Here is a 20261-nt window from a genome sequence, read left to right as displayed (position 1 = left end):
GTTAAGTTAAAAAATGACAAAAAATTGTTATGATCAAATAGACAATTAACCAATTATTAAGTTAATTATTTTTGAGAAAAATCTATTAATTGATTACTGTCTATTGTTAACTATCAATTATGTTTTGGTGGTTGATTTTCTGTAGAATTTCTCATAAACTAGATGATTTTTAAGATTAAACAAGGTTTCTGTTGCCAATCTATCTTAAGATTAAATTAAGAACAAGAAACTTTATTATTTGATCATCATTGTATCGGATCAAGAGGTTTTGAACACTGAAAATTATCAAATTTAATCACAATGTTACATTTGTTTACTTTAGAAGTTTTTAATTTTGGGAATGTAACAAATATCTTAATATTTCTTGATTTATGTTTATATTACGTTTTAATATTTATTAAGAAAAATATATTAAAGTTAAATATTCCTTGACAATACAATTTTTAGATTTATGATTAAGGGCATTCAATACATTCGACTTTAAAATATTAAAAAAATGATAAATTTTAGCTATTTCTTTTTACAAGCTCCCCCTCCTATTCCCACAGAAATACCCAGAAATATTGATCAACTTCAGAATTTTATTACTAATATTGTTAGCTATCTTTCTGGCTTTTTATTTCAATTAGTTGGTGCAATTTTACTCTGGTTAGTAGGAAGATGGTTAATTAATTTTGTGATGGGCTTGATCCGCAAAGCTATTAAAAAACAAAATTTTGATCCCACTCTCCTCACCTATATTACTAATACGATTACCGTTGTCCTTCAAATCCTCTTAATTATCGCTATTTTAGGAGTATTTGGCATTGAAACTACCTCCTTTGCGGCCTTATTAGCCGCCGCAGGTGTGGCGATCGGGGCGGCTTGGAGTGGTTTATTAGCTAATTTTGCGGCTGGGGCTTTTTTAATGGTTTTCCGTCCTTTCCATCAGGGAGATTTTATTTCCGCCGCCGGAGTAACAGGCACAGTCAAGGAAATTGGCTTATTTGTAACTTCTATTGATACAATGGATAATGTGCGTCATTATATAGGAAATAATACTATTTTCTCAGGAAATATTCAGAATTACACTGCTAATCCTTACCGCAGAGTAGAATTAATTGCTCAATTAAATCACAATGTTAACCCTCAAGATGCGATCGCGCGGTTAAAAGACAAAATTGCTCAAATTCCCAACGTAGAAACGGATCCAGCCCCTGAAATTGATATATTAGAATTTAATTTAGCGGGAACAGTTTTAGCGGTGCGCCCTTATTGCAATAATGATCATTATTGGCAGGTTTATTTTGATACAAATAAAACCATTAGTGAGACTTTTTCAGAAGCAGGTTATCCTGCCCCCGATCAAATTTTAAAAGTCAATCAAACCGCTTAATTGTTGTTAATATAAATCCGTAGGGTGGGCAAAGTTAATTAATTAAATTTTAAAAAGCTTTACCCACTTTACAACTTTTAATGATTAAGATTTAAGGGAAATTTCCTTTTTTATTAAAATTTAATCTGCTACTACTTATACTTGGACTTTGGACAAAAAATTAGATTTAATGAAGCTCACATCAGACCGAAAAAATTAAAATAAGATATTTATATTAAGAGAAATTGAATATTGTCTAATAGCATAATGTCAAATAATAAACTTTCTTTCTCAACAAGTTTGTTCTATAGATTAGAATAAATAGATAGTTTATTATTCAAAATAATATGAAAATCAAAAATAAAAATTACCAAGAAGTTGAACAATTTATTCAAGGTCGTCAACGATTATATCAAAGTCTTGGTTTAAGAAAAGATGCCTTGATGAATTTACTCGATGCTCTTAGTAGTAATCAAGATGCTAAAACAGTCGTGGAATTAAGTTTAAATCCTCTATTTAAACATAAATACCAAAGTATTTATCGAGCAATTGCTGATTTTAATAAAGCGGGAAAAAAGAAATCACAAATCACAAATAAAGCCGAAATATCTAAGATTATTTTAGAGAGTATTCCTCAAAATAATCAGCGAAAGTTTCATCTATTTGGCATTGATGTAACCCCTAATTCACGCCAGTTTTCTCCTACTGTATCTGATAAAACGTTTATTCATCAACCTAACAGTATTAAAGGCAATAAACCCATCAATATTGGTCATGCTTATTCTTGGCTTTTTTACTTACCTGAAAAAATATCTAATTGTGATGCTTCTTGGACAATTCCTTTATCAGTTCAACGAGTAAAAAGCGATGAAAAAGATGTTTCTGTTGCTCATAAACAGATTAATAAAGTTTTGACAGATTCATTATTATTTAAGATAATTCTATCAGTTATTGTCGTAGATTGTCTTTATAGTCAAAAAGATTTTATTGGCAAACAAGTTCTTAATCAAGATCGACTTGTTGTCACCAGAGTTAAAAGTAATCGTGTTTTTTTTCGTCCTTTTGTCAAAGATTCTTCTGAGTTAAAAAGTGGACATCCACGTTGGTATGGTGATAAATTTGATTTAAAAGATTCAACTTCTTGGCATCCCCCTGATGATTTAATTCAAACTAATTTTACTACGAAACGTGGTAAATTATTAAATGTCAAAATTAAGGGTTGGAATAATATGTTAATGAAGGGAACAAAGGAACATAAATTGCATGATTATCCCTTTACATTATTGGAAATTACTGTTACTGATCAAGAAGGTAATTCTATTTGGAAACCAATGTGGTTAATTGCCATTGGTAAACGCCGTAACGAATTAACTTTGCTTGAAATTTATCAATCTTATCGTCAACGTTTTGACTTGGAACACTTTTTTCGATTTGGCAAACAAAGATTATTAATGAACGACTATTTAACCTCTCATACAAGTTATGAAGAAAACTGGATGAACCTAATTTTAATTGCTTATATTCAATTGTGGAATGCAAGGAATTTAGCTGTTTGCTTACCCCGCCCTTGGGAGAAATATTTGCCTAATTTTCGTGAGAGTAAGATTACCCCAGTGCTGGTTCAGAGAGACTTTTATAGAATTATTAGCACCATTGAGATCAATTCTAATTTTCCCAAACCCCGTGGTTATTCTTCTGGACGGAAAAAAGGTGAAATACAAGTGAAAAGACCACGTTATCAGGTTATAAAAAAGAATCAAAAATGTCAACAAAATAGCTAAATTGCTGTTAGAAACGACTGTTAATTAATCTTTTTTCCCCTAAAATTATTTTAGGTTAGTTTTACTTTGTCTATTTTTTTATCTTCTATTTTAACCTCTACCAATTTCTTTTTGTCCAAAGTCCAATCAATATCTAAATGCCAATTATATTCTTTTAAATAAGCAGATAAGTGATTTTTTAAATAATTTAAAGTTGCTTCAACCGCTAAAGTATGATGTATTTTGTCAGAAATGTTTCTATATTTTTCATTTAGAGGACAAGGTTTATCACTCGGAACATGATAGAAATGAGTTTTTGTTCCTGATATTAAACTTCCCCTTGCGGACATTTTTGCTCCACAATGAGGACAAATTAAATTAGGATGTTTGGCTCTTATTTCAGCACCATTTTTATAATTAAATGCGACAACAATACAATTTTTATCTTTATCTTTAGCTTTAAAAGGCATTTTAATCACTCCTTATTAATTTTTTACATTATTACTTATCATTATAAATGATACACCATTACGTTATTTATGGCAAATACAACTTAATAATAATCCTGTTTTTCTATCACCCCTACTAAAGATTGTAAATCAAAATCTTGATCTTTTCCACTTAAACAAATACCCGAACTAATGACTGTTAAATCATCTTTACTAATAGCACAAGAATGTAGATCACCCTCACTGGTACGCCATTCTACTAACCAAAAATCTCCTCGATCGCTGAAATTTTCTAAACTACCTCCACCCTGTTTTAAGGCATTGTCTAAACGCTCATCTGGTCTTTGTAAAATATTTTTATTTTCCCTTCTTTTTTGTGCGTTAGAAATCTTTTTTTCTCCTTTAATTTTCGCTCTAATTTCCCTTTGTTGTTTGCCCGTTGCTGTTTGTTGCCATGCTAGATCATAAGTTTTTAACATTTCGGGAGTTAAACCGGAAAATTGTAAGTGATCGGGTAAAGTTTCTAATTTTAATTGTTCAGATAATTTAAGCATTGGTTCAATTTCGGCCTTGCGATCAATGTCTTCAAACCAGAAATTAAGCCCATCAAAACGAGCAATAATTGTTTCAAAAATACTCCCTTCTGTTACTAAATGAATTACCACAGGTTTAACAGTTTTAAAACGCTGTTGCATATCAGATTCATTAACAGGATAAGCTAACCAACTTTGCCCCTGTAAATGATAAGCTAATCTTAAACGTAAAGGTTTTAATAACTCTAAATAATGGCAAATTTGAGGAAAACTAGGCTGATCAATTAATTGGGCAAGTTTATGATTAATTGGCTGAAAAATACCCCACCCTTCAAAATTTTTCGGTTGAGTTTTAAAGGTATAAATAATTTTAGCTACAGAAGTTTTAACGCAACTATTAGCCACACAGGGAGCAATAAATTGAGTTTTTGTTAATAAATTTTCCTGTGTTGATAATTGTTGTAAAAGTTTTTTAAGATTAGACATTAATCATAATTGATAATTAATAATTGATAATTAATAATAGATTATTGATAATAACAAATAATAAAATTAAAATCTAATTTCATATTCAAAGGCCGCTCGACTATCTCCAGAAAAATCAGTTGATCCCCTCAAAATCAAATTATCATCTAAACGGTAACGTAAACCAAATTGGGCCGGTTGTTCAGTGGTCAAAATTTTCAAAGCCGACACCGATAACTGCTCTGTTACATCTACACTGGCTTCGGCCGCTAAACCAAGGGTAGTATTGCGCCCTTTGTCGTCTAAAATTGAAGTGGGAAAAAGCCGAAACTCCGTTAACCCTAAAGCCTGTCCGATGCTATCCTGAACCGTTCCCAAAATGGCAGAACCCGCTAGGTTAGCCAGTCCTAACGATGGATCGTCCTGCCCTAATGTATTGACAAACCCCCCCCCTAACAAAGCAACAATTTCAGTTTGACTACGGGAAGGATTACTTCTGAAAGTTAAACTATCCGTTAATTGAGAGGCAAATCCGTTAACTTCAGCTTCTATTCTGATAGTTTGTAACTGTCCAAAATTGGTGACCGGAATATCATTAACCTCTGATGAGAAGGGGTCTTCTGGCAAAGGGCTGGAAGTTGTCTCAGCAACAGAAGTGGCTAGGCGTAAGTTCAAATAAGGATCTAAGCCGCGCTCAGGATAAAATTGAGCGATCTGTTTATGTCCTCCGGCTAAACCAAGTTGAGTGGTAAAAAGGTTAACTTGACCACGTTTTAAGCGAATAATACCTTTCGGTTGAGGACTGTGCAATGTGCCTTTAACAATTAAATTTCCCTCAGCTAAAAAATTAAGGATCGGCGGACGGGTAATTTGGATGTTTTCCCCTAAATACAATTCTAACTGATCAAGTTTAGTTGTGGCTCTTAAATTTTCATCTTCATTTTCACTTTTATTCTGATTATTTTCTTCTTGATTTGGTAAGAGGATTCTGCCGTTAAAAAGCTCTAAAAATCCGCTTAACATAGGTGATTGTGTATTTCCCCTGATTGTGACTTGTCCTTTTACGTCTCCTTCATAAATTCTTTTTAAATCAACACTTAAATTATCTAAAACTACTGTTAAAGGATTATCTTGAGGTTGGGAATTAGTAAGGGGTAAATCACCTGATATTATGATTTTTCCTCCTCCAAATTCACCTATTATTTCATCAACTTTAAGAGTATCAAAATCAAAATTAATTTTCCCCGTCACTCCAGTTAAGTTGTCTTCGGGTAAAACATCGGCCGCAAGGGTGGCATTATTAAGATTAATCACCCCAACCGCAGTGGTTAAAGTAGGTTTCTGCCGTTGAGGCTCTAAAAATCCAGAAATATTGAGATTAACCTCACCTTGCCCATCTAGCCATTTAATTTTATTTTTTGTGAGGATATTGAGTAAAGCGAGGTTTTGATTTTTCAGATTGAACGCTAAGTTAATTTCGTTAGTGTCAGGGGCGATGGAAGCAAAGGGGAGTTGATAGGGGATATAACCTTGAATGGTAAGGGGTTCAGCCCCTTCACTTAAAATACTATTCAATGAAAAGTTGAGTTTAGCATCTTTGTAGTTAAAAAGTCCACTGGTAGATTCTACGGGAGTTTGATTAATGGTAGCGTCAACTATTGTCATACTGCCTAGTGCGGTGGGATTATTGCTATTACCAGAAAAGTTAGCTTTGCCATTTAAGATACCAGTAAAGCCAATTTGTTGAGGGAAATTAATAAAATTTTTGAGGGAAGAAAGGGGTAAATTATTAACAGTTATTTCTCCTGATTGAGTAGCACCGCCCACTGTCCCATTAAAATTAATTATTGTTTTATCGCTTTGAATAATCAGGGGGACAATTTGAAAAATTCCGTTATTATATTGTCCCTTAATTTTGATTTGATCAGCGATAAAGTTTCCCCATTGCCAAGAAGTTTGCGTCATTTCTCCTCTTTCATTTATTTGTTTTTCTCCACTTATTTCAAAGTTAGATTTTAGTCCATCGTTACTATCACTTTGAGCGGTAATAATAGCATCAAATTTTCCTGTTAATTCTCTTAATTTGGGTAGTTTAAAGTTTTCTTGTTCTTGTTCTTTTTGTTTTTGTTGAAATGCTTGAATTTCACTAAAACGCCGTAATTGATCAATAATTAAACCATCGGGAACACCTACGGAAAAGAGAGGATTACAGGTAGGATTACAGATATTAGGTGAGTTATTATTAATAAATAAATCTTTAGCCGTGCCATATTCGGGAGATTGTAAAGTTAAACCAAGATCCTTTATTTCAAAGATTTGTAAAGCCATTAATAGTTCTTGTATGTCACCTTTTTTAATTTGACTATTAAGATTAAATTGGGTTTTATTATTGTTATTTGACACTGATAAATCAAATTGATAAACACTTTGATTTTTAATAAAAGTGCTGTTATTAAGAGTTAATAAACTATTTTGATAATTAAGATCAAGATTAAAAGAATCCCCTCTAATTCTACCAACAACTGGTTGATCAATTTTAACATTACCAGTGATAGTTTTATTATTATTATAAAATTCTAAATTAGATGAGACTTGACCAGCTAAATTTTGGGCTAATAAAGTAGGAGGAATTAAGCGTTGAACAATGGGGGGAAAGTCACGTTGTAAACAATCATTTTTTTGACATAATGTTATAATATTACGCAAACTTTCTAAGGGAAATTGATTAATATTCAACACTAAATGATCCTGTTGATTAGTTAATTTTGCCAAAATTTGATCCCGTTTAATCGTAGCAGAAATAGGTTGAAAATCCGGATCGGTTTTAAAACTAATTTGATCGCCCTCAGAAGTAAGATTAAAGTCTGTTCCCTCTTGTTTATTAATTGTAATTGATCCCTGTAAAATTGGATCAAATTTAAGGGAATCTAAGGCAAAATTAGTTAAGTTTAGATCACCTAAAAATTCGGGGTTTATTCCTGTTCCTTTGACTTGACCATTAAAATTAATTAACCCGTCCAAATTAAGAGGAATATTATAGGCGGTTTTTATCTCAAAATTATCTAAATTAAAGTTGTTAGCTGTAACCTGTAAATTAATATTTTCTATTGCTTTTATTTGCCCTAAAAATTGTGTATTAATATCTACAAAACCCCTAGAAGTTATCCCATTTGTGCTTAATTTTCCTAAATTTAAGCGTTGACCATCCCAGTTAAACACACTATTTAAAGAAATGGCCTGATTCTTGATTATATTATTAAAATTAAGATTTCCTTGTGCATTAAAGGCATTTAAAGTTAGTTTGTTTAAATTTCCTGATAATAAGATCATCCCTGTAATTGTTCCCGGAAATTGAGATGAAAAAGAAGATAAAAACAGATTTTGAGGATTAAATTTAGCATTAAAATCTCCTTTTTTAATAGAAAAATTAGGAATATTAACCAAGCCTCCGGGGAATGTTACCCTTCCTAAGCCCGATCCACTCAAACTTTCAAGGGTAAAATTTTCTAATTTACCACTTAAATTAACTTGACTATTAATAATAGGTGAAAGTCGTTGAGGAATTTGCTCATTTAATTGTTTAACTTTAATATTTTTCAATATAGCGTTAGTTTGCCAATAACCTTGAGCAAATTTAAAATAATTAGTTTGAATGATACCATCGCCTAAGTTAATTATTCCTTGAACTTCTCCTGTTAATTGGTTTAATTTTACCTGATCAATTCTTCCTAAAATATTCAAATTTCCGCTAAAAAAACTATTAAGGGGAATTGCTAACTGGGGGTAAATTTTGCGCAAGGGGAAACCATAAAGATTAGTATTAATTTTAAACTTTTGATCGGCAATATTTAAACTATTAATGTCTAAATTTTGGCCGTTAAAATTAATTGTACCTTTCCCTGATGTTTGGAACTGTGCCAGATTAAAATTTGGCAATTTACCTGTTAAAAATAATAAACCATTAACTATTTTTTTTTCCCTTAAATTATCATCTTGCAATTGTAAATTTTGAATTTTAAGATTAGATGTCCATTGACCTCGATTAAATTGTAAATTTTGAATTTCAAAATTAGCTTTTTCATTAGCAATAATTACGTTACCTTGACCCTGTAAAGTAGATAAAGCAAATGATTCTAATGTTCCAGTTAAATTTAATCCTCCGATTATTTGGCTATTTTTTAAATAAATTGATAAATTATTTTGTTGCTTTAATTGCTTTAAAAAATCATCTAAATCTAAATTAACTGCATTAATTAAACCTTGCCAAAACCCATTTTGATTTAATTGAATTTTTAAATTATTAAAGGTAAATAAACTTTTGCCGATCTTAATATTCCCATCGCCTAAAGCCAAAGTATTTTTTAAGCTTTTAAAATTACCAATTACTTTAAATCTAGCCTGATTAATTATAGCTGATTTTACAGATAATTTCTTTTGATAAATAGACGCAATTTGATTAGCTGAAATATCACTTAAAGCCACATCAAATAATAAATCTTGTTGAGGTAAAATAATTTGTCCTTGTCCCACCATTTTACCCCCAAAAGTAGGTATAGCCACAAAAGATTGAATTAACAAAGAACCTTTAAAAAAAGTTAAATTACCAGTTAACGATTTAAACCTAATCTTATCAATTAATAAATTTTGTTTACTAATAACTTCTGCGGTTAAAAGTGGTTGTGTAAATTTGCCTGTAACTTTCAAATTTGCCTGTAATTCTCCCTCAATCTTAATAGAAGGTTTAGGAATTTTTAAAGTAGTAATTAAGTCTTTAATTAAAATTGGTTCTGTTTGGACATTTAAAAATAAGCCCTGTTCTAAATCAATTATTCCTGAAACTAGCCCTTTTCCTTGACCATATTGACTTTTTACTTGTAATAATTTAATTTGTCTGCCTTGAAAAATTATGTTACCATTACTATTAATAAAAGGGTGAGCTAATTGTTTAATTTTACCAGTAACTTGATGAAGATTAATTAAACCATATAATTGAATTTTTTGATTAGATTTGATTTTAATTTGTACGTTAGAATCAATCGTCCCCTGTGTCAAATCTAAAGGTATTGGTAAAAGAGGAGCAATCATAGCAATATCTAAATCTTTTCCTGATATTTGTAAATCAGTTTCTTGCTTATCTGTCAAGGCTTTACCTTGAATTTGATAGCTTTTTTTCTGATTTAATGTTCCTCCTAAATTAAATTCAATTTTTTGATAATTGTTACTTAAATAAGTAAAAGCTCTAGGTATATTTGTTTGAATAGGTGTTAACAACTTATTCTTATTTCTTGGTACAAGAGTTAACCTTGCATTTTGTAATTCTATTTGATTAACTTTTACTTCAAAATTCCCTGTTTGTGTCTTTTTTAAACGAGTAACTACCCACCTCAAGTCCCGATCTTGCTCGATATAAATATTAGGATTAATTAAGTTAATATTAATATTTAAAATTGGTTTTTCTCTCTCCTGAAATGGATTAATAAAATCCCATAAATTAAAAGAAACTTGTATTTTATCTAATTTTAACCAATCTGTATCTGTACTGGTAGCTGGTAATTCTGTATTACCAAAATAGATGGAATTGAGGCCAAAGCCCTCCACTTTCCCTAAGTTGAGAGGGCGATCTAAGGCATTCGTTAAATTTTTCTCAACAAGGGGCGCAAGTTGGCGTTGAATAAAATACCATGCGATCGCCGCACTACTGCCCACGCCGATCAATAAAGTTACCCCTATCCAAATTAAAAATTTCCGCCATCTATTGACTTTTGACGGCTTTTCTAATAATTGAATTTCACCAGAATTATTGTTATCATTGGGGGATTGAGTCATAATAATCAGAATAAAAATTAATCGGTTATTTTTCAATATATTATACCAATTTGATCAAAATATTATTAACTCAATATCATCCCAAATTCATCTTAAAAAAGGGGAATTGTGCAGTTAATTTTTTGGTCAATATTTTAATTATATTAACATTTTTAGGGCTATTTGTGGTGTTTTTTTCTTTTGAAAAAAATTTTTATGTTAAGTAATGTTTTCTTAACATAAAATTTTAATTAGTACATGAATATTAATAAATCTTCTAATAATCGCTTATTTTTCAGATAAAGATCGCCCTTAAATAAAAACTTTTCGATCTAATAATAATATCAATTATTGGCCGTTTGAGAGATTTTTGAACGAAATAATCTCTCAAATTAGTTGATAATAATTCTAAAAATCATAAAGTTAAGTTATTAATTTTCATAGGCTATTTTTGATTATTTTTGATGTAAAAAAACTTCTTTCGGAATAACAGGAATAGGGATATTTTCTTGATCAAAAGCTATTTTAATTCTCCGGCGAAATTCTCTGGAAACTTCCCATTGTTTTAAGGGTTCAGTTTTAATTAAAACTTTAATAATCATGCCTAAATCACTAAAATTTTCTATCCCTAACACGGCAGGTTTTTCTAAAATTTTATCTTTCCATTCTACATCATTACTCATGTGATTAGCAACGGTTTTAATTACTCCTAAAACTTGATCAATATCCGCATTATAGGCTACGGTAATATTGAGATCAGCCCTCGCCCAATGACTTGATAAATTGGCAACAATGCGCACTTCACTATTAGGAATTGTGATTAATTTTCCTTCACTATCTCTAATTTGAGTAATGCGTAAATTGATATATTCAACTAAGCCTTTATATGTGCCAATATTAATCATATCTCCTACGGCATATTGATCTTCTAAGATAATGCAAAAACCATTAATTGCATCTTTAATTAAATTTTGAGATGCAAAAGATATGGCTAAACCAATGATCCCCGCCCCTGCTAAAAGGGGTGTAATATTAATATTAATAGCCGCTAATCCTACGGATGTTCCAATAATAATCCATGTGGCGGTAATAATACCTCGAATTACAACAGAAATGGTATTAATTCGCAATTGTAAACGGCGATTTCCCTCTGGAGAAATTAAACTATTTAGGGCAAGAACCGAATTAAATTGAGCAATTAAACCGTAACTAAGTCTAATTAAAAGATAGGTAAATACGGCTACTATTCCTAATCTTAGGGGATATTGTAATAAGACAATTGCTAAAAGTTGAATCATTCTGGTATAGGGAAATAATCCTAAAATGATAATTGTTCCCCCACCAATTAAAAGGGTTTCTAATAATTGGAAAATTCTTAATTGAACTTCTTTAAAATTCCAAATTTTTCTTTTAATTAATAATTCGGAAATAACCTGATTATTGTCGCTAGTTATGGATTGATTTGGCTTAATTTCCGGTTGTGTTTGCTTTAAAAATTTGAGAATTTTTCTAATTAATAATGTACAAAGAATAATAATTAAAATTATTCCTGATGCTAGGAGCATTTGATGGGTTAAAAATCCCTTTGTTCTTTCATTTTTTGCCTGTTGTAAACGACTGTGTAAAACTTCAATTAATTGATCGGCTCTGGCTTCTAAATTTACTCCTTTTAACTGGGCATCGGCCGCCGTAATTGTTAATAAACGGATGGGGGATTGATCATTAATGCTCATGAAAAGATTAACGGTTGAACCTTCAATTTTTTTGGTAATATTTAACTGGTTAATCTCTGCTCTGAGGTAATTTTTACTAAAATTATCTAAACGGTTTTGAATTTGAGAAATGCGCTCTAATGATTCTTTATCTCCGGTAGATAATTCAAAAATACATCTACCATCTAAATAGATACAAGCAGAATTAACTAAAGTTTTACTATGGGGAATAAGGGGATTATTAGGCAGATTAAGACTAGGAATTACTTGGCTATTAATCGGTTTAATCCATAAATTAGTGATTAAAATTAAGCTAGTAATTAAAGTTAGCAATAAATATTTGAATTTAAACATAAGAAAAAAATCATTTAACAGTTGATAGTGGACAGTAAAATTTCCTAAGATGTTTAATCGGGAAAAATTTTAAATTTTTTCCTTTTTTAGCTTGTTTTAAACCTAATTAATCAATTGTCAATTGTCCATTGTCAACTGTCAACTGATCAAGATACTTTACAGAAAATTGTCAACAGGATTATAATTTGAAACGGCTGATTCTAAAATTAAGTCAGTCGTTATTTCAATTATTAACTGTTATTTTGGATTAAAAATTAGAATGAATTTGCGTAAAGATGCCTTAGAAATACTCAAAGAAACCAGTCGGACTTTTTATATTCCGATTTCCCGTTTACCCGATCAACTTAGGGATGCGGTGGCTTCTGCTTATTTATGTATGAGGGCGATTGATGAAATTGAGGATCACCCTAAAATTCCTTTAGAAATTAAAGCACAACTTTTACGCAAGATTAGTCTTTCTTTACAGTCAGCCTCAGATCAAACTACCGTTGAAAATCTGAAAATTGACTGGGATGGCCATGAGTCAGAGTTAGATGAAGTTAGTTTAAGGGTAGTGGAATGGGCTTTACTCGCCCCTGAGACGATTTCAGCCCGAATCTGGGATGCTACGGCGGCCATGTCCGATCGCATGGCCGACTGGGCTTTAAAAAATTGGCAAATTAACACCAAAAAAGACTTAGATAGTTATACTTTCAGTGTGGCAGGGGCTGTGGGTTTATTATTATCAGACTTGTGGGCATGGCATGATCAAACCCAAACCAATCGTCTACAGGCCATCGGCTTTGGCCGAGGGCTACAGGCTGTCAATATCGCCCGAAATCATCAAGAAGACTTAGAAAGGGGAGTTAATTTTTATCCCAAAGGTTGGAATGATGCCATGATCAGAGAATATGCGCGTCAAAACTTAGCTTTAGCTGATTTATATACCAAATCACTACCCAAAGGCCCAGCCTTAGATTTTTGCAAAATCCCCCTAATTTTAGCACATGGCACGTTAAAAGTATTATCCCTTGGGCAAGAAAAACTCAGTCGTAGTGATGTGATTAAACTGATTGAAAAAGCCAGTCAAGATGATTTATCGTTTATTAACTAAAAGAATAAAAAAAACCTACTTAAAGATAGATTACTTTAATGATAAGCTTAAAAATAAGGCTTTTATTTTCATTTCATCACATTCTTGAAAAGCATTTTTAGGCTTTTTTTCTGTCTATGGCGTTATTAATTTTAATTGCAGATGATGATCCCGGTATTCGACTCACAGTGAGCGATTATCTGGAGTTGAGTGGGTATTGTGTTATTTGCGCCGCTAATGGAAGGGAAGCCCTCTCTTTATTTGATCAATATCATCCTAATTTATTAATATCAGATATTAAAATGCCAATGATAGACGGTTATCAGTTAGTTAAATTAATTCGCAAAAAACCGGAATTTCGCCTTGTGCCAGTCATTTTTTTAACAGAAAGAAATTCAACTGAAGCTCGAATTAAAGGTTATACTTCTGGTTGTGATTTATATTTACCTAAGCCTTTTGCGATGGAAGAATTAGGGGCAATTATTCGTAGTTTATTAGATCGTTCACAAGTAATTCAATCTGAATGGAGATTATCTCAACAAAAAGATCAAATTGATTCTTTTGAAAAATCAAAATTATTATTAGAAAAATTGAATTTAACCCCAAGGGAAACAGAAGTTTTAAGTTTATTAAGTCAAGGTTTATCAAATATTGAAATTGGGGAAAAACTATTTTTAAGTCCGCGCACAGTGGAAAAATATGTTAGTAGTTTATTGAAAAAAACTAACTTAAATAATCGTAAAGAATTATTAAGGTTTTCTTTAGAAAATCAATTATTTAATTAATAATTTTGGATCATTAAACTGTCAGGAAGGGGAGTTTTTTCCCCTATTTGATAACCTTCTTTTTTAATTAATTCTTGTAGTTGTTTAACTCGTTTTTGGGGAGCGGGATGAGTAGATAAAATTGGCCAATTGAGCGCTTCTTTTTCAATTAATTTTTCAAAAAAATCCGTTGATCCGGCTACTTGTCCATAGGTTTGATTTAATAATGATAAACCAAATTGATCCGCTTTAGTTTCTTGTGATTGGGAAAATTGAGCATTACTAATATTTTGCACTAAAGAAGTTAAACTACTTAAATCACCTAAAAAATAATTTATAACGGCTTTTATTAATAAAATTCTGCCCAAACTATGAAGATGATCTCGATGGGCAAAGTGACCTAATTCATGGCCTAAAACCATCATTAATTCATTTTCAGAGTTCATTTCTTTTAATAAACCTTGATAAATAATAATTCTATCTCCAGGGATCGCAAGTGCATTAATGGTAGCTTCAGGAATATATAATACTTGATAATTACGATTTTCTTTTTTTGGTAAATTATTTTCTAAACGATCTAATAACTGATTGAGGGTATTTTGAGTAGGAGAAGGCAAAGATTTTGTTTCATAAACGGGGACAATTATTTTACCTAAATTTTGTTCAAATTCAGGAGGAATTAAATTAATTAAACTATTAATTAAAAACCAAATTATTAAAATAATTGAAATAATTACAGTCAAAAATAAACCCCCTAAAATTAATAATTGACTATTACTAACTTCAGGATTGCGATCGCTAAATTTGGCGGATGATTTAGGCATAATTAATGATAATTTTTGGCTTAAGTTAATTCAATTAATTTTGTTTTGTTAATTTCTATTTTGAGCAATTTATGTCGCTAATTGTGATTTTGTTGTCTTTGTTAAAGATTAGGTAAAATCATCAACTATTTTTTGAGCATAACCATTATGTTCCCAAGCACCTGTTACAGCACCTGCCACCCCTACAATTAAAAAACCGAAAACTGGGATATTTTTCTGTAATTTTTTAAATTCAGCAATTTGATAACATCTACAATCTCCTGTAGCCACAAGTCTAGCCCAATGTTCACAATTAAAACGATATAATTCATATAACCAATTTTCGTGAAATTCTTTTACAGAAATATGTAAAGCTTTGTTAATATTTTCTTTTGACCAAGATTTTGTTTGATCTGGTTTAAAATTATTCTTAATAGGCCAAATTGCTAATTTTCCTCTATCTTTTTCTTCCTGAGTTAATACTCCTTTTTTCGGTTTTTTCTTTGGGGTGATAATTTGTGGCTCTCCCACATAAGCTTTATCCCCTTTAAACGTTTGATTCATTCCAAACTTATTAAGATTTTGACGACAGATGTTAATATCACTTGAAGGCCCTGGTTTTCCCGCCACTACATCCACAATATCTCGGCCTTTTGGAAGACTAATTAATTGATTTTTAAAAGTATGTTCACATTTTTTTACACTATAACATTTTTTCTGTTCTTCATAGTCTAAAGGTCTTTCTCTTGGCTGTTCTTCACTATCTACTAATAATTCATTTTCCTTCAATTTTTCCAACATTTCTTCTATTTTTTCTGGGGACTTTTTTACTTGTTCTAGTAAAGAACATGGCAAAGCTTCTCTCATAATTTTTTGCCAATAATCAAACAAATTATTCGCCGTTGATTCACTTACTTGAAAGATGATACCTAATAGTTGAAAACTCAGGTGATGTCTTAAATAAATTAAAGTCAAAATAATCTGGTTTTCTTTTGAAAGTTTACTCTCTCTACCACCACCGGAATTGATAATTCTAGTTTTTTGTTTTTCGGATTCTTCTTTTGCTTGTTTCTCCAAGATCAAAAGATGTGCGATTAGCTGTTGTAATTGTTCATAATTAATTCCTAATAATCTTTTAGTTGCTTGTTTGTGATCTTGAATATATTGCCAAGTATAATTACTCATTTTTGTTATTTCTCCTTAAAATCTTTGTTGATGATAGCTTAATTTTTTTATTTCTATTATATTAGACATCTCCAATAACTGATAAAGCTTATATGGTAACAGTTTCATCTTTAATCAGCACTCAGCAATCAATCGCCGTAAAGTTAATTTCACGTCAAAATTTCCTCTAAATCTAATTTCCTCCCAAAAGTATGACTGATTAAAACATCAATTACTTCACTTGATGACGATGATTTTACTATTTCTAAAACTAAACTCTCAATTCTTAATCTCACTAACCCACAAACTGTTAAAAATACTGACTGATATTTATCTTTTCTTAATCTAAATCTTTCTCTTGCTACTCGCCATATTTTTATGATTCTAATTAAATGTTCTATAAATATTCTGACCGATGAAATCTTTTTATTTTCTTCTTTTTCTTCCTGAGTTAATACTCCTTTTTTCGGTTTTTTCTTTGGGGTAATAATTTGTGGCTCTCCCACATAAGCTTTATCCCCTTTAAACATTTGATTCATCCCAAACTTCTTGAGATTTTGACGACAAATGTTAATATCACTTGAAGGACCTGGTTTTCCCGCCACTACATCCACAATATCTCGGCCTTTTGGAAGACTAATTAATTGATTTTTAAAAGTATGTTCACATTTTTTTCCACTATAATATTTTTTCTGTTCTTCATAGTCTAAAGGTCTTTCTCTTGGCTGTTCTTCACTATCTACTAATAATTCATTTTCCTTCAATTTTTCCAACATTTCTTCTATTTTTTCTGGGGACTTTTTACTTGTTCTAGTAAAGAGCATGGCAAAGCTTCTCTCATAATTTTTGCCAATAATCAAACAAATTATTCGCAGTTGATTCACTTACTTGAAAGACGATACCTAATAGTTGAAAACTCAGATGATGTCTTAAATAAATTAAAGTCAAAATAATCTGGTTTTCTTTTGAAAGTTTACTCTCTCTACCACCACCGGAATTGATAATTCTAGTTTTTTGTTTTTCAGATTCTTCTTTTGCTTGTTTCTCCAAGATTAAAAGATGTGCGATTAGCAGTTCTAATTGTTCATAATTAATTCCTAATAATCTTTTAGTTGCTTGTTTGTGATCTTGAATATATTGCCAAGTATAATTACTCATTTTGGCTATTTCTCCTTAAAATTTTTGTTGATGATAGCTTAATTTTTTTATTTCTATTATATTATAGAGATGTCTATTATAGAGATGTCTAATAAACCACTTCTTTTTCCTTAATTTCATTAGAAATTAACTCGATTTGTGATTGCCAAACTTCCACCGTATCTAAAGGAATTAAACCTTCTAAACTATAACCATCTTCCCCTTCAGGATGATGATAATATTCAACAATTGTACCAATTTTACCTCGTTTTAAATTATATTCAGGTAAATCTTGATTTAAACGGACTTGAGTAAATAAATTAAATTTCATATTTTAACCTCCAAAATAAGGAAATAATGTGACAAATCTTGTTTCAGTTGGTGTAACTATCCAAATAGTTTTTACTGAAAGTATTTTTTGATTAACTCCTCTTAAATTGGCAATAATTTCATATTTTTGACCATGTTTTGTCTTAGTAGTAGGAGTTGCATCTAAAGTAAGTATTTGCTTTCTTAAATCTTGTTCTAATTGTAACCAATTATTTTGAGTATAACCACCTTTTGCTAAATATTGTGATTTATCATCTTTTGGCAATAAGACTAAGAGATAATCTCTTAATTTAGCTGGAGAAATTATAGCATTAGGATCGAGTAAAGTCATAATTTTATTAATAAATTTAGATCAATAATTATTACTTTAACTATTAATAACTCCCGTTAAAGGTGAACTCGCATCAGCATATTCTTTAACCGGAATACGCCCTGCTAAATATCCTAAACGCCCTGCTTCGGTGGCTAGTTTCATCGCTTTACCCATCCCTACGGGATCCTTCGCCATGGCGATCGCACTGTTAACCAGTAAGGCATCAGCCCCCATTTCCATCGCTAAGGCCGCCTCCGAAGGTGTACCAATACCAGCATCAACCACTACGGGGATCTGAGCCTGTTCAATAATAATGCGAATATTGGCGGCCGTTTGTATGCCTTGCCCCGATCCAATGGGCGATCCCAAGGGCATCACCGTGGCACAGCCTACCTCCTCTAAGCGTTTCGCCAAAAGGGGATCGGCGTTGATGTAGGGTAACACCGCAAAACCTTCTTTAACAAGCTTTTCGGCCGCTTCTAACGTGCCGATGGGATCGGGTAATAAATATTTACTATCCGGTATAACCTCTAATTTGATAAAGTTATTATCCTCTTGTCCTAATAATTTTGCCATTTCACGGCCTAAACGTGCCACTCTGATGGCTTCCTCGGCGGTTTGACATCCGGCCGTATTGGGTAACATCCAAATTTTACCCCAGTCTAAAGCCTCGGCTAAACCCTCATGGCCGGGGGCGTTGGTTTGTACCCTACGCACCGCCACCGTCACTATTTCACAACCACTACTGATCACACTGTCTTGCATGGCTTTAATACTGGGATATTTACCCGTGCCTGTCATTAAACGGGAGTTAAATTGTTTTCCCCCGATGATCAGAGGATTGGGATCGGTGAAAGTAGTTATAACAGGAGCGGAAGGAGTGGCAAAAGTTGTTAAATTCATAGTTTGATTTGAGTTTAAAAATCTTTCAAATGTAAAATTATTTAATAAAGAATCTGTTTTATTTTCTAAAATTTGATTAGCTAATAAAGAGGCTGTCACGGGAGCGAGTAAAATTCCGTTGCGATAATGACCAGTTGCTAAGGTTAAATTATCAGCAAAACTTTTACCTAAAATTGGTAATTCGTCAGGTGTTCCGGGACGAAATCCATACCAAAAACGCTCAATTTTCCAGTTTTTTAACTGAGGATATAATCTAATCGCACGATTTAATAAAGTTTGGATGCCTTCTGCTGTATTGTGAGGCTCAAAATCCACTGATTCGGAAGTTGCTCCGATGATTAACTGTCCTGTTTGACGGGGTACTAAATAGGTATTTTCTCCATAAATGACCCGTTTTAAGGGAAAATTATGCCCTTGTTTGGGCATTTGCAAAGCTAACATTTGGCCTTTAACGGGAGTTACAGGCAGGGGCAATAATTGATTTGACCATGACCCAGAGGCTAAAACGTATTTTTGTGCGGAAAATATCCCTTGATTAGTATGAATGGCGGTAATTTTTCCCCTATTTTGTGCTAAAGTTTGAACATTAACACCCTCTTTAATTTGAACTCCTAAAGTTTGAGCAGTTTGTAATAAAGCCTTAGTTAATAAAAGTGTATCTACTTGACCATCTTCAGGATACCAATAACCGCCGATCACATCCTCTCCTAAATTTGGTTGATAAAATTCAAGTTGATTTTTTTCTAACCATTGTCCTTGAGATAATGAATTATTGTGATTATTTTTACTATAAACCGGAGCAATAATACCTGTGGGTAAATAACCAGTCTCTAAACCGCTCAACTGTTCAATTTTGCTGATCCAGTCAGGATATAAATAAAGCGATTTTAAACATAATTCTAACAGATGTTGATTCGTGAGATTTTCGGCGTTAGGCGCTAACATTCCGGCCGCCGCCTGTGCCGCCGCTTCTTGAAAATTGCGACTTAAAACGGTGACGGTAGCCCCCCTTAACTGCAACTCAACGGCGATCGCCACTCCAATGATACCCCCACCGATGACAATAATTTCACTTTGATTTTGATTCATTGTTAATTTATCCCTTTAAGATCAGTTTTTCATTATAGCTTAAAGAATTGATCAAAAAGTTAAATGATTTCTGGTTTACTTTGTATATTTTATGAAATAATATTTAATAACTGTTTAAAATCTAATCTAAATATGAGTAAATATCAGCCTATTCAAAAAAAATTTTTGGTAGTCTGGGAACGGCAAAAAGCTATAAGTCTATACATATTAATAATTGGTTCACCAAGAAAAAAGAAAACAATTTGTTTATGAAT

At 31.7% G+C, this 20261-nt stretch carries 15 protein-coding genes; 4 read left to right on the top strand and 11 right to left on the bottom strand.

What is annotated here, in order from left to right; genetic code table 11:
* Positions 1–496: 496 nt before the first annotated feature.
* On the top strand, positions 497–1375 hold the full coding sequence (locus Anndu_RS12430) for a mechanosensitive ion channel family protein (RefSeq protein ID WP_464101507.1): 879 nt from the start codon (positions 497–499) through the stop codon (positions 1373–1375).
* 326 nt (positions 1376–1701) lie between these two features.
* The gene (locus Anndu_RS12425) at positions 1702–3135 is read left to right on the top strand and encodes an NF041680 family putative transposase (protein WP_464101506.1); all 1434 of its coding nucleotides are present in this window, start codon (positions 1702–1704) and stop codon (positions 3133–3135) included.
* 50 nt (positions 3136–3185) lie between these two features.
* Here Anndu_RS12425 and Anndu_RS12420 read toward each other — a convergent pair whose 3' ends face one another.
* The 4 genes from Anndu_RS12420 to Anndu_RS12405 form a co-directional block, all read right to left on the bottom strand.
* Entirely contained in the window at positions 3186–3584 is a 399-nt protein-coding gene (locus Anndu_RS12420) for a competence protein CoiA family protein (RefSeq protein ID WP_464101505.1), read from the bottom strand.
* Between the two features lie 83 nt (positions 3585–3667).
* Positions 3668–4582: a hypothetical protein gene (locus tag Anndu_RS12415; RefSeq protein WP_464101504.1), complete on the bottom strand. Its 915-nt coding sequence runs from the start codon at positions 4580–4582 to the stop codon at positions 3668–3670.
* Between the two features lie 66 nt (positions 4583–4648).
* A complete protein-coding gene (locus tag Anndu_RS12410) occupies positions 4649–10387 on the bottom strand; it encodes a translocation/assembly module TamB domain-containing protein (protein WP_464101503.1) in 5739 nt (1912 codons plus the stop codon).
* Positions 10388–10821: 434 nt separating this feature from the next.
* Positions 10822–12432 (bottom strand): mechanosensitive ion channel family protein, encoded by a 1611-nt coding sequence (locus Anndu_RS12405; protein WP_464101502.1) that lies wholly within the window; start codon positions 12430–12432, stop codon positions 10822–10824.
* A 259-nt stretch (positions 12433–12691) separates the two neighbouring features.
* Between Anndu_RS12405 and Anndu_RS12400 the strand changes: the two genes are divergently transcribed.
* On the top strand, positions 12692–13525 hold the full coding sequence (locus tag Anndu_RS12400; RefSeq protein WP_464101501.1) for a squalene/phytoene synthase family protein: 834 nt from the start codon (positions 12692–12694) through the stop codon (positions 13523–13525).
* 116 nt (positions 13526–13641) lie between these two features.
* Positions 13642–14289 (top strand): response regulator, encoded by a 648-nt coding sequence (locus tag Anndu_RS12395; RefSeq protein ID WP_464101500.1) that lies wholly within the window; start codon positions 13642–13644, stop codon positions 14287–14289.
* Here Anndu_RS12395 and Anndu_RS12390 read toward each other — a convergent pair.
* The 7 genes from Anndu_RS12390 to thiO form a co-directional block, all read right to left on the bottom strand.
* Entirely contained in the window at positions 14286–15092 is an 807-nt protein-coding gene (locus Anndu_RS12390) for a M48 family metallopeptidase (protein ID WP_464101499.1), read from the bottom strand. The genes Anndu_RS12395 and Anndu_RS12390 overlap by 4 nt on opposite strands.
* A 108-nt stretch (positions 15093–15200) precedes the next feature.
* Entirely contained in the window at positions 15201–16256 is a 1056-nt protein-coding gene (locus tag Anndu_RS12385; protein WP_464101498.1) for a transposase, read from the bottom strand.
* A 149-nt stretch (positions 16257–16405) separates the two neighbouring features.
* The gene (locus Anndu_RS12380) at positions 16406–17059 is read right to left on the bottom strand and encodes an HARBI1 family protein (RefSeq protein WP_464101136.1); all 654 of its coding nucleotides are present in this window, start codon (positions 17057–17059) and stop codon (positions 16406–16408) included.
* Positions 17060–17072: 13 nt separating this feature from the next.
* Positions 17073–17393 (bottom strand): helix-turn-helix domain-containing protein, encoded by a 321-nt coding sequence (locus Anndu_RS12375; RefSeq protein ID WP_464100878.1) that lies wholly within the window; start codon positions 17391–17393, stop codon positions 17073–17075.
* Between the two features lie 88 nt (positions 17394–17481).
* Positions 17482–17703, bottom strand: a complete 222-nt coding sequence (locus Anndu_RS12370; RefSeq protein ID WP_464101497.1) for a DUF4926 domain-containing protein — start codon at positions 17701–17703, stop codon at positions 17482–17484.
* A 3-nt stretch (positions 17704–17706) separates the two neighbouring features.
* Positions 17707–18033, bottom strand: a complete 327-nt coding sequence (locus Anndu_RS12365) for a DUF6883 domain-containing protein (RefSeq protein WP_464101496.1) — start codon at positions 18031–18033, stop codon at positions 17707–17709.
* A gap of 36 nt (positions 18034–18069) precedes the next feature.
* Complete coding sequence (gene thiO / locus Anndu_RS12360) at positions 18070–20007, bottom strand: glycine oxidase ThiO (RefSeq protein ID WP_464101495.1); 1938 nt, start codon at positions 20005–20007, stop codon at positions 18070–18072.
* Positions 20008–20261 lie beyond the last annotated feature (254 nt).

The organism is Annamia dubia NIES-4383 (genome assembly GCF_055394725.1).
Note: the sequence above shows the minus strand (reverse complement) of the source record. Positions and strands in the feature narration are given on the sequence as shown.

Bases quoted from the DNA above. Each gene is read 5' to 3' on its own strand.
- Anndu_RS12380 (WP_464101136.1), bottom strand. From the start codon at position 17,059: ATGCTCTTTACTAGAACAAGTAAAAAGTCCCCAGAAAAAATAGAAGAA.
- Anndu_RS12415 (WP_464101504.1), bottom strand. From the start codon at position 4,582: ATGTCTAATCTTAAAAAACTTTTACAACAATTATCAACACAGGAAAAT.
- thiO (WP_464101495.1), bottom strand. From the start codon at position 20,007: ATGAATCAAAATCAAAGTGAAATTATTGTCATCGGTGGGGGTATCATT.
- Anndu_RS12430 (WP_464101507.1), top strand. From the start codon at position 497: ATGATAAATTTTAGCTATTTCTTTTTACAAGCTCCCCCTCCTATTCCC.
- Anndu_RS12375 (WP_464100878.1), bottom strand. From the start codon at position 17,393: ATGAGTAATTATACTTGGCAATATATTCAAGATCACAAACAAGCAACT.
- Anndu_RS12370 (WP_464101497.1), bottom strand. From the start codon at position 17,703: ATGAAATTTAATTTATTTACTCAAGTCCGTTTAAATCAAGATTTACCT.
- Anndu_RS12365 (WP_464101496.1), bottom strand. From the start codon at position 18,033: ATGACTTTACTCGATCCTAATGCTATAATTTCTCCAGCTAAATTAAGA.
- Anndu_RS12405 (WP_464101502.1), bottom strand. From the start codon at position 12,432: ATGTTTAAATTCAAATATTTATTGCTAACTTTAATTACTAGCTTAATT.
- Anndu_RS12420 (WP_464101505.1), bottom strand. From the start codon at position 3,584: ATGCCTTTTAAAGCTAAAGATAAAGATAAAAATTGTATTGTTGTCGCA.
- Anndu_RS12410 (WP_464101503.1), bottom strand. From the start codon at position 10,387: ATGACTCAATCCCCCAATGATAACAATAATTCTGGTGAAATTCAATTA.
- Anndu_RS12400 (WP_464101501.1), top strand. From the start codon at position 12,692: ATGAATTTGCGTAAAGATGCCTTAGAAATACTCAAAGAAACCAGTCGG.
- Anndu_RS12390 (WP_464101499.1), bottom strand. From the start codon at position 15,092: ATGCCTAAATCATCCGCCAAATTTAGCGATCGCAATCCTGAAGTTAGT.
- Anndu_RS12425 (WP_464101506.1), top strand. From the start codon at position 1,702: ATGAAAATCAAAAATAAAAATTACCAAGAAGTTGAACAATTTATTCAA.
- Anndu_RS12395 (WP_464101500.1), top strand. From the start codon at position 13,642: ATGGCGTTATTAATTTTAATTGCAGATGATGATCCCGGTATTCGACTC.
- Anndu_RS12385 (WP_464101498.1), bottom strand. From the start codon at position 16,256: ATGAGTAATTATACTTGGCAATATATTCAAGATCACAAACAAGCAACT.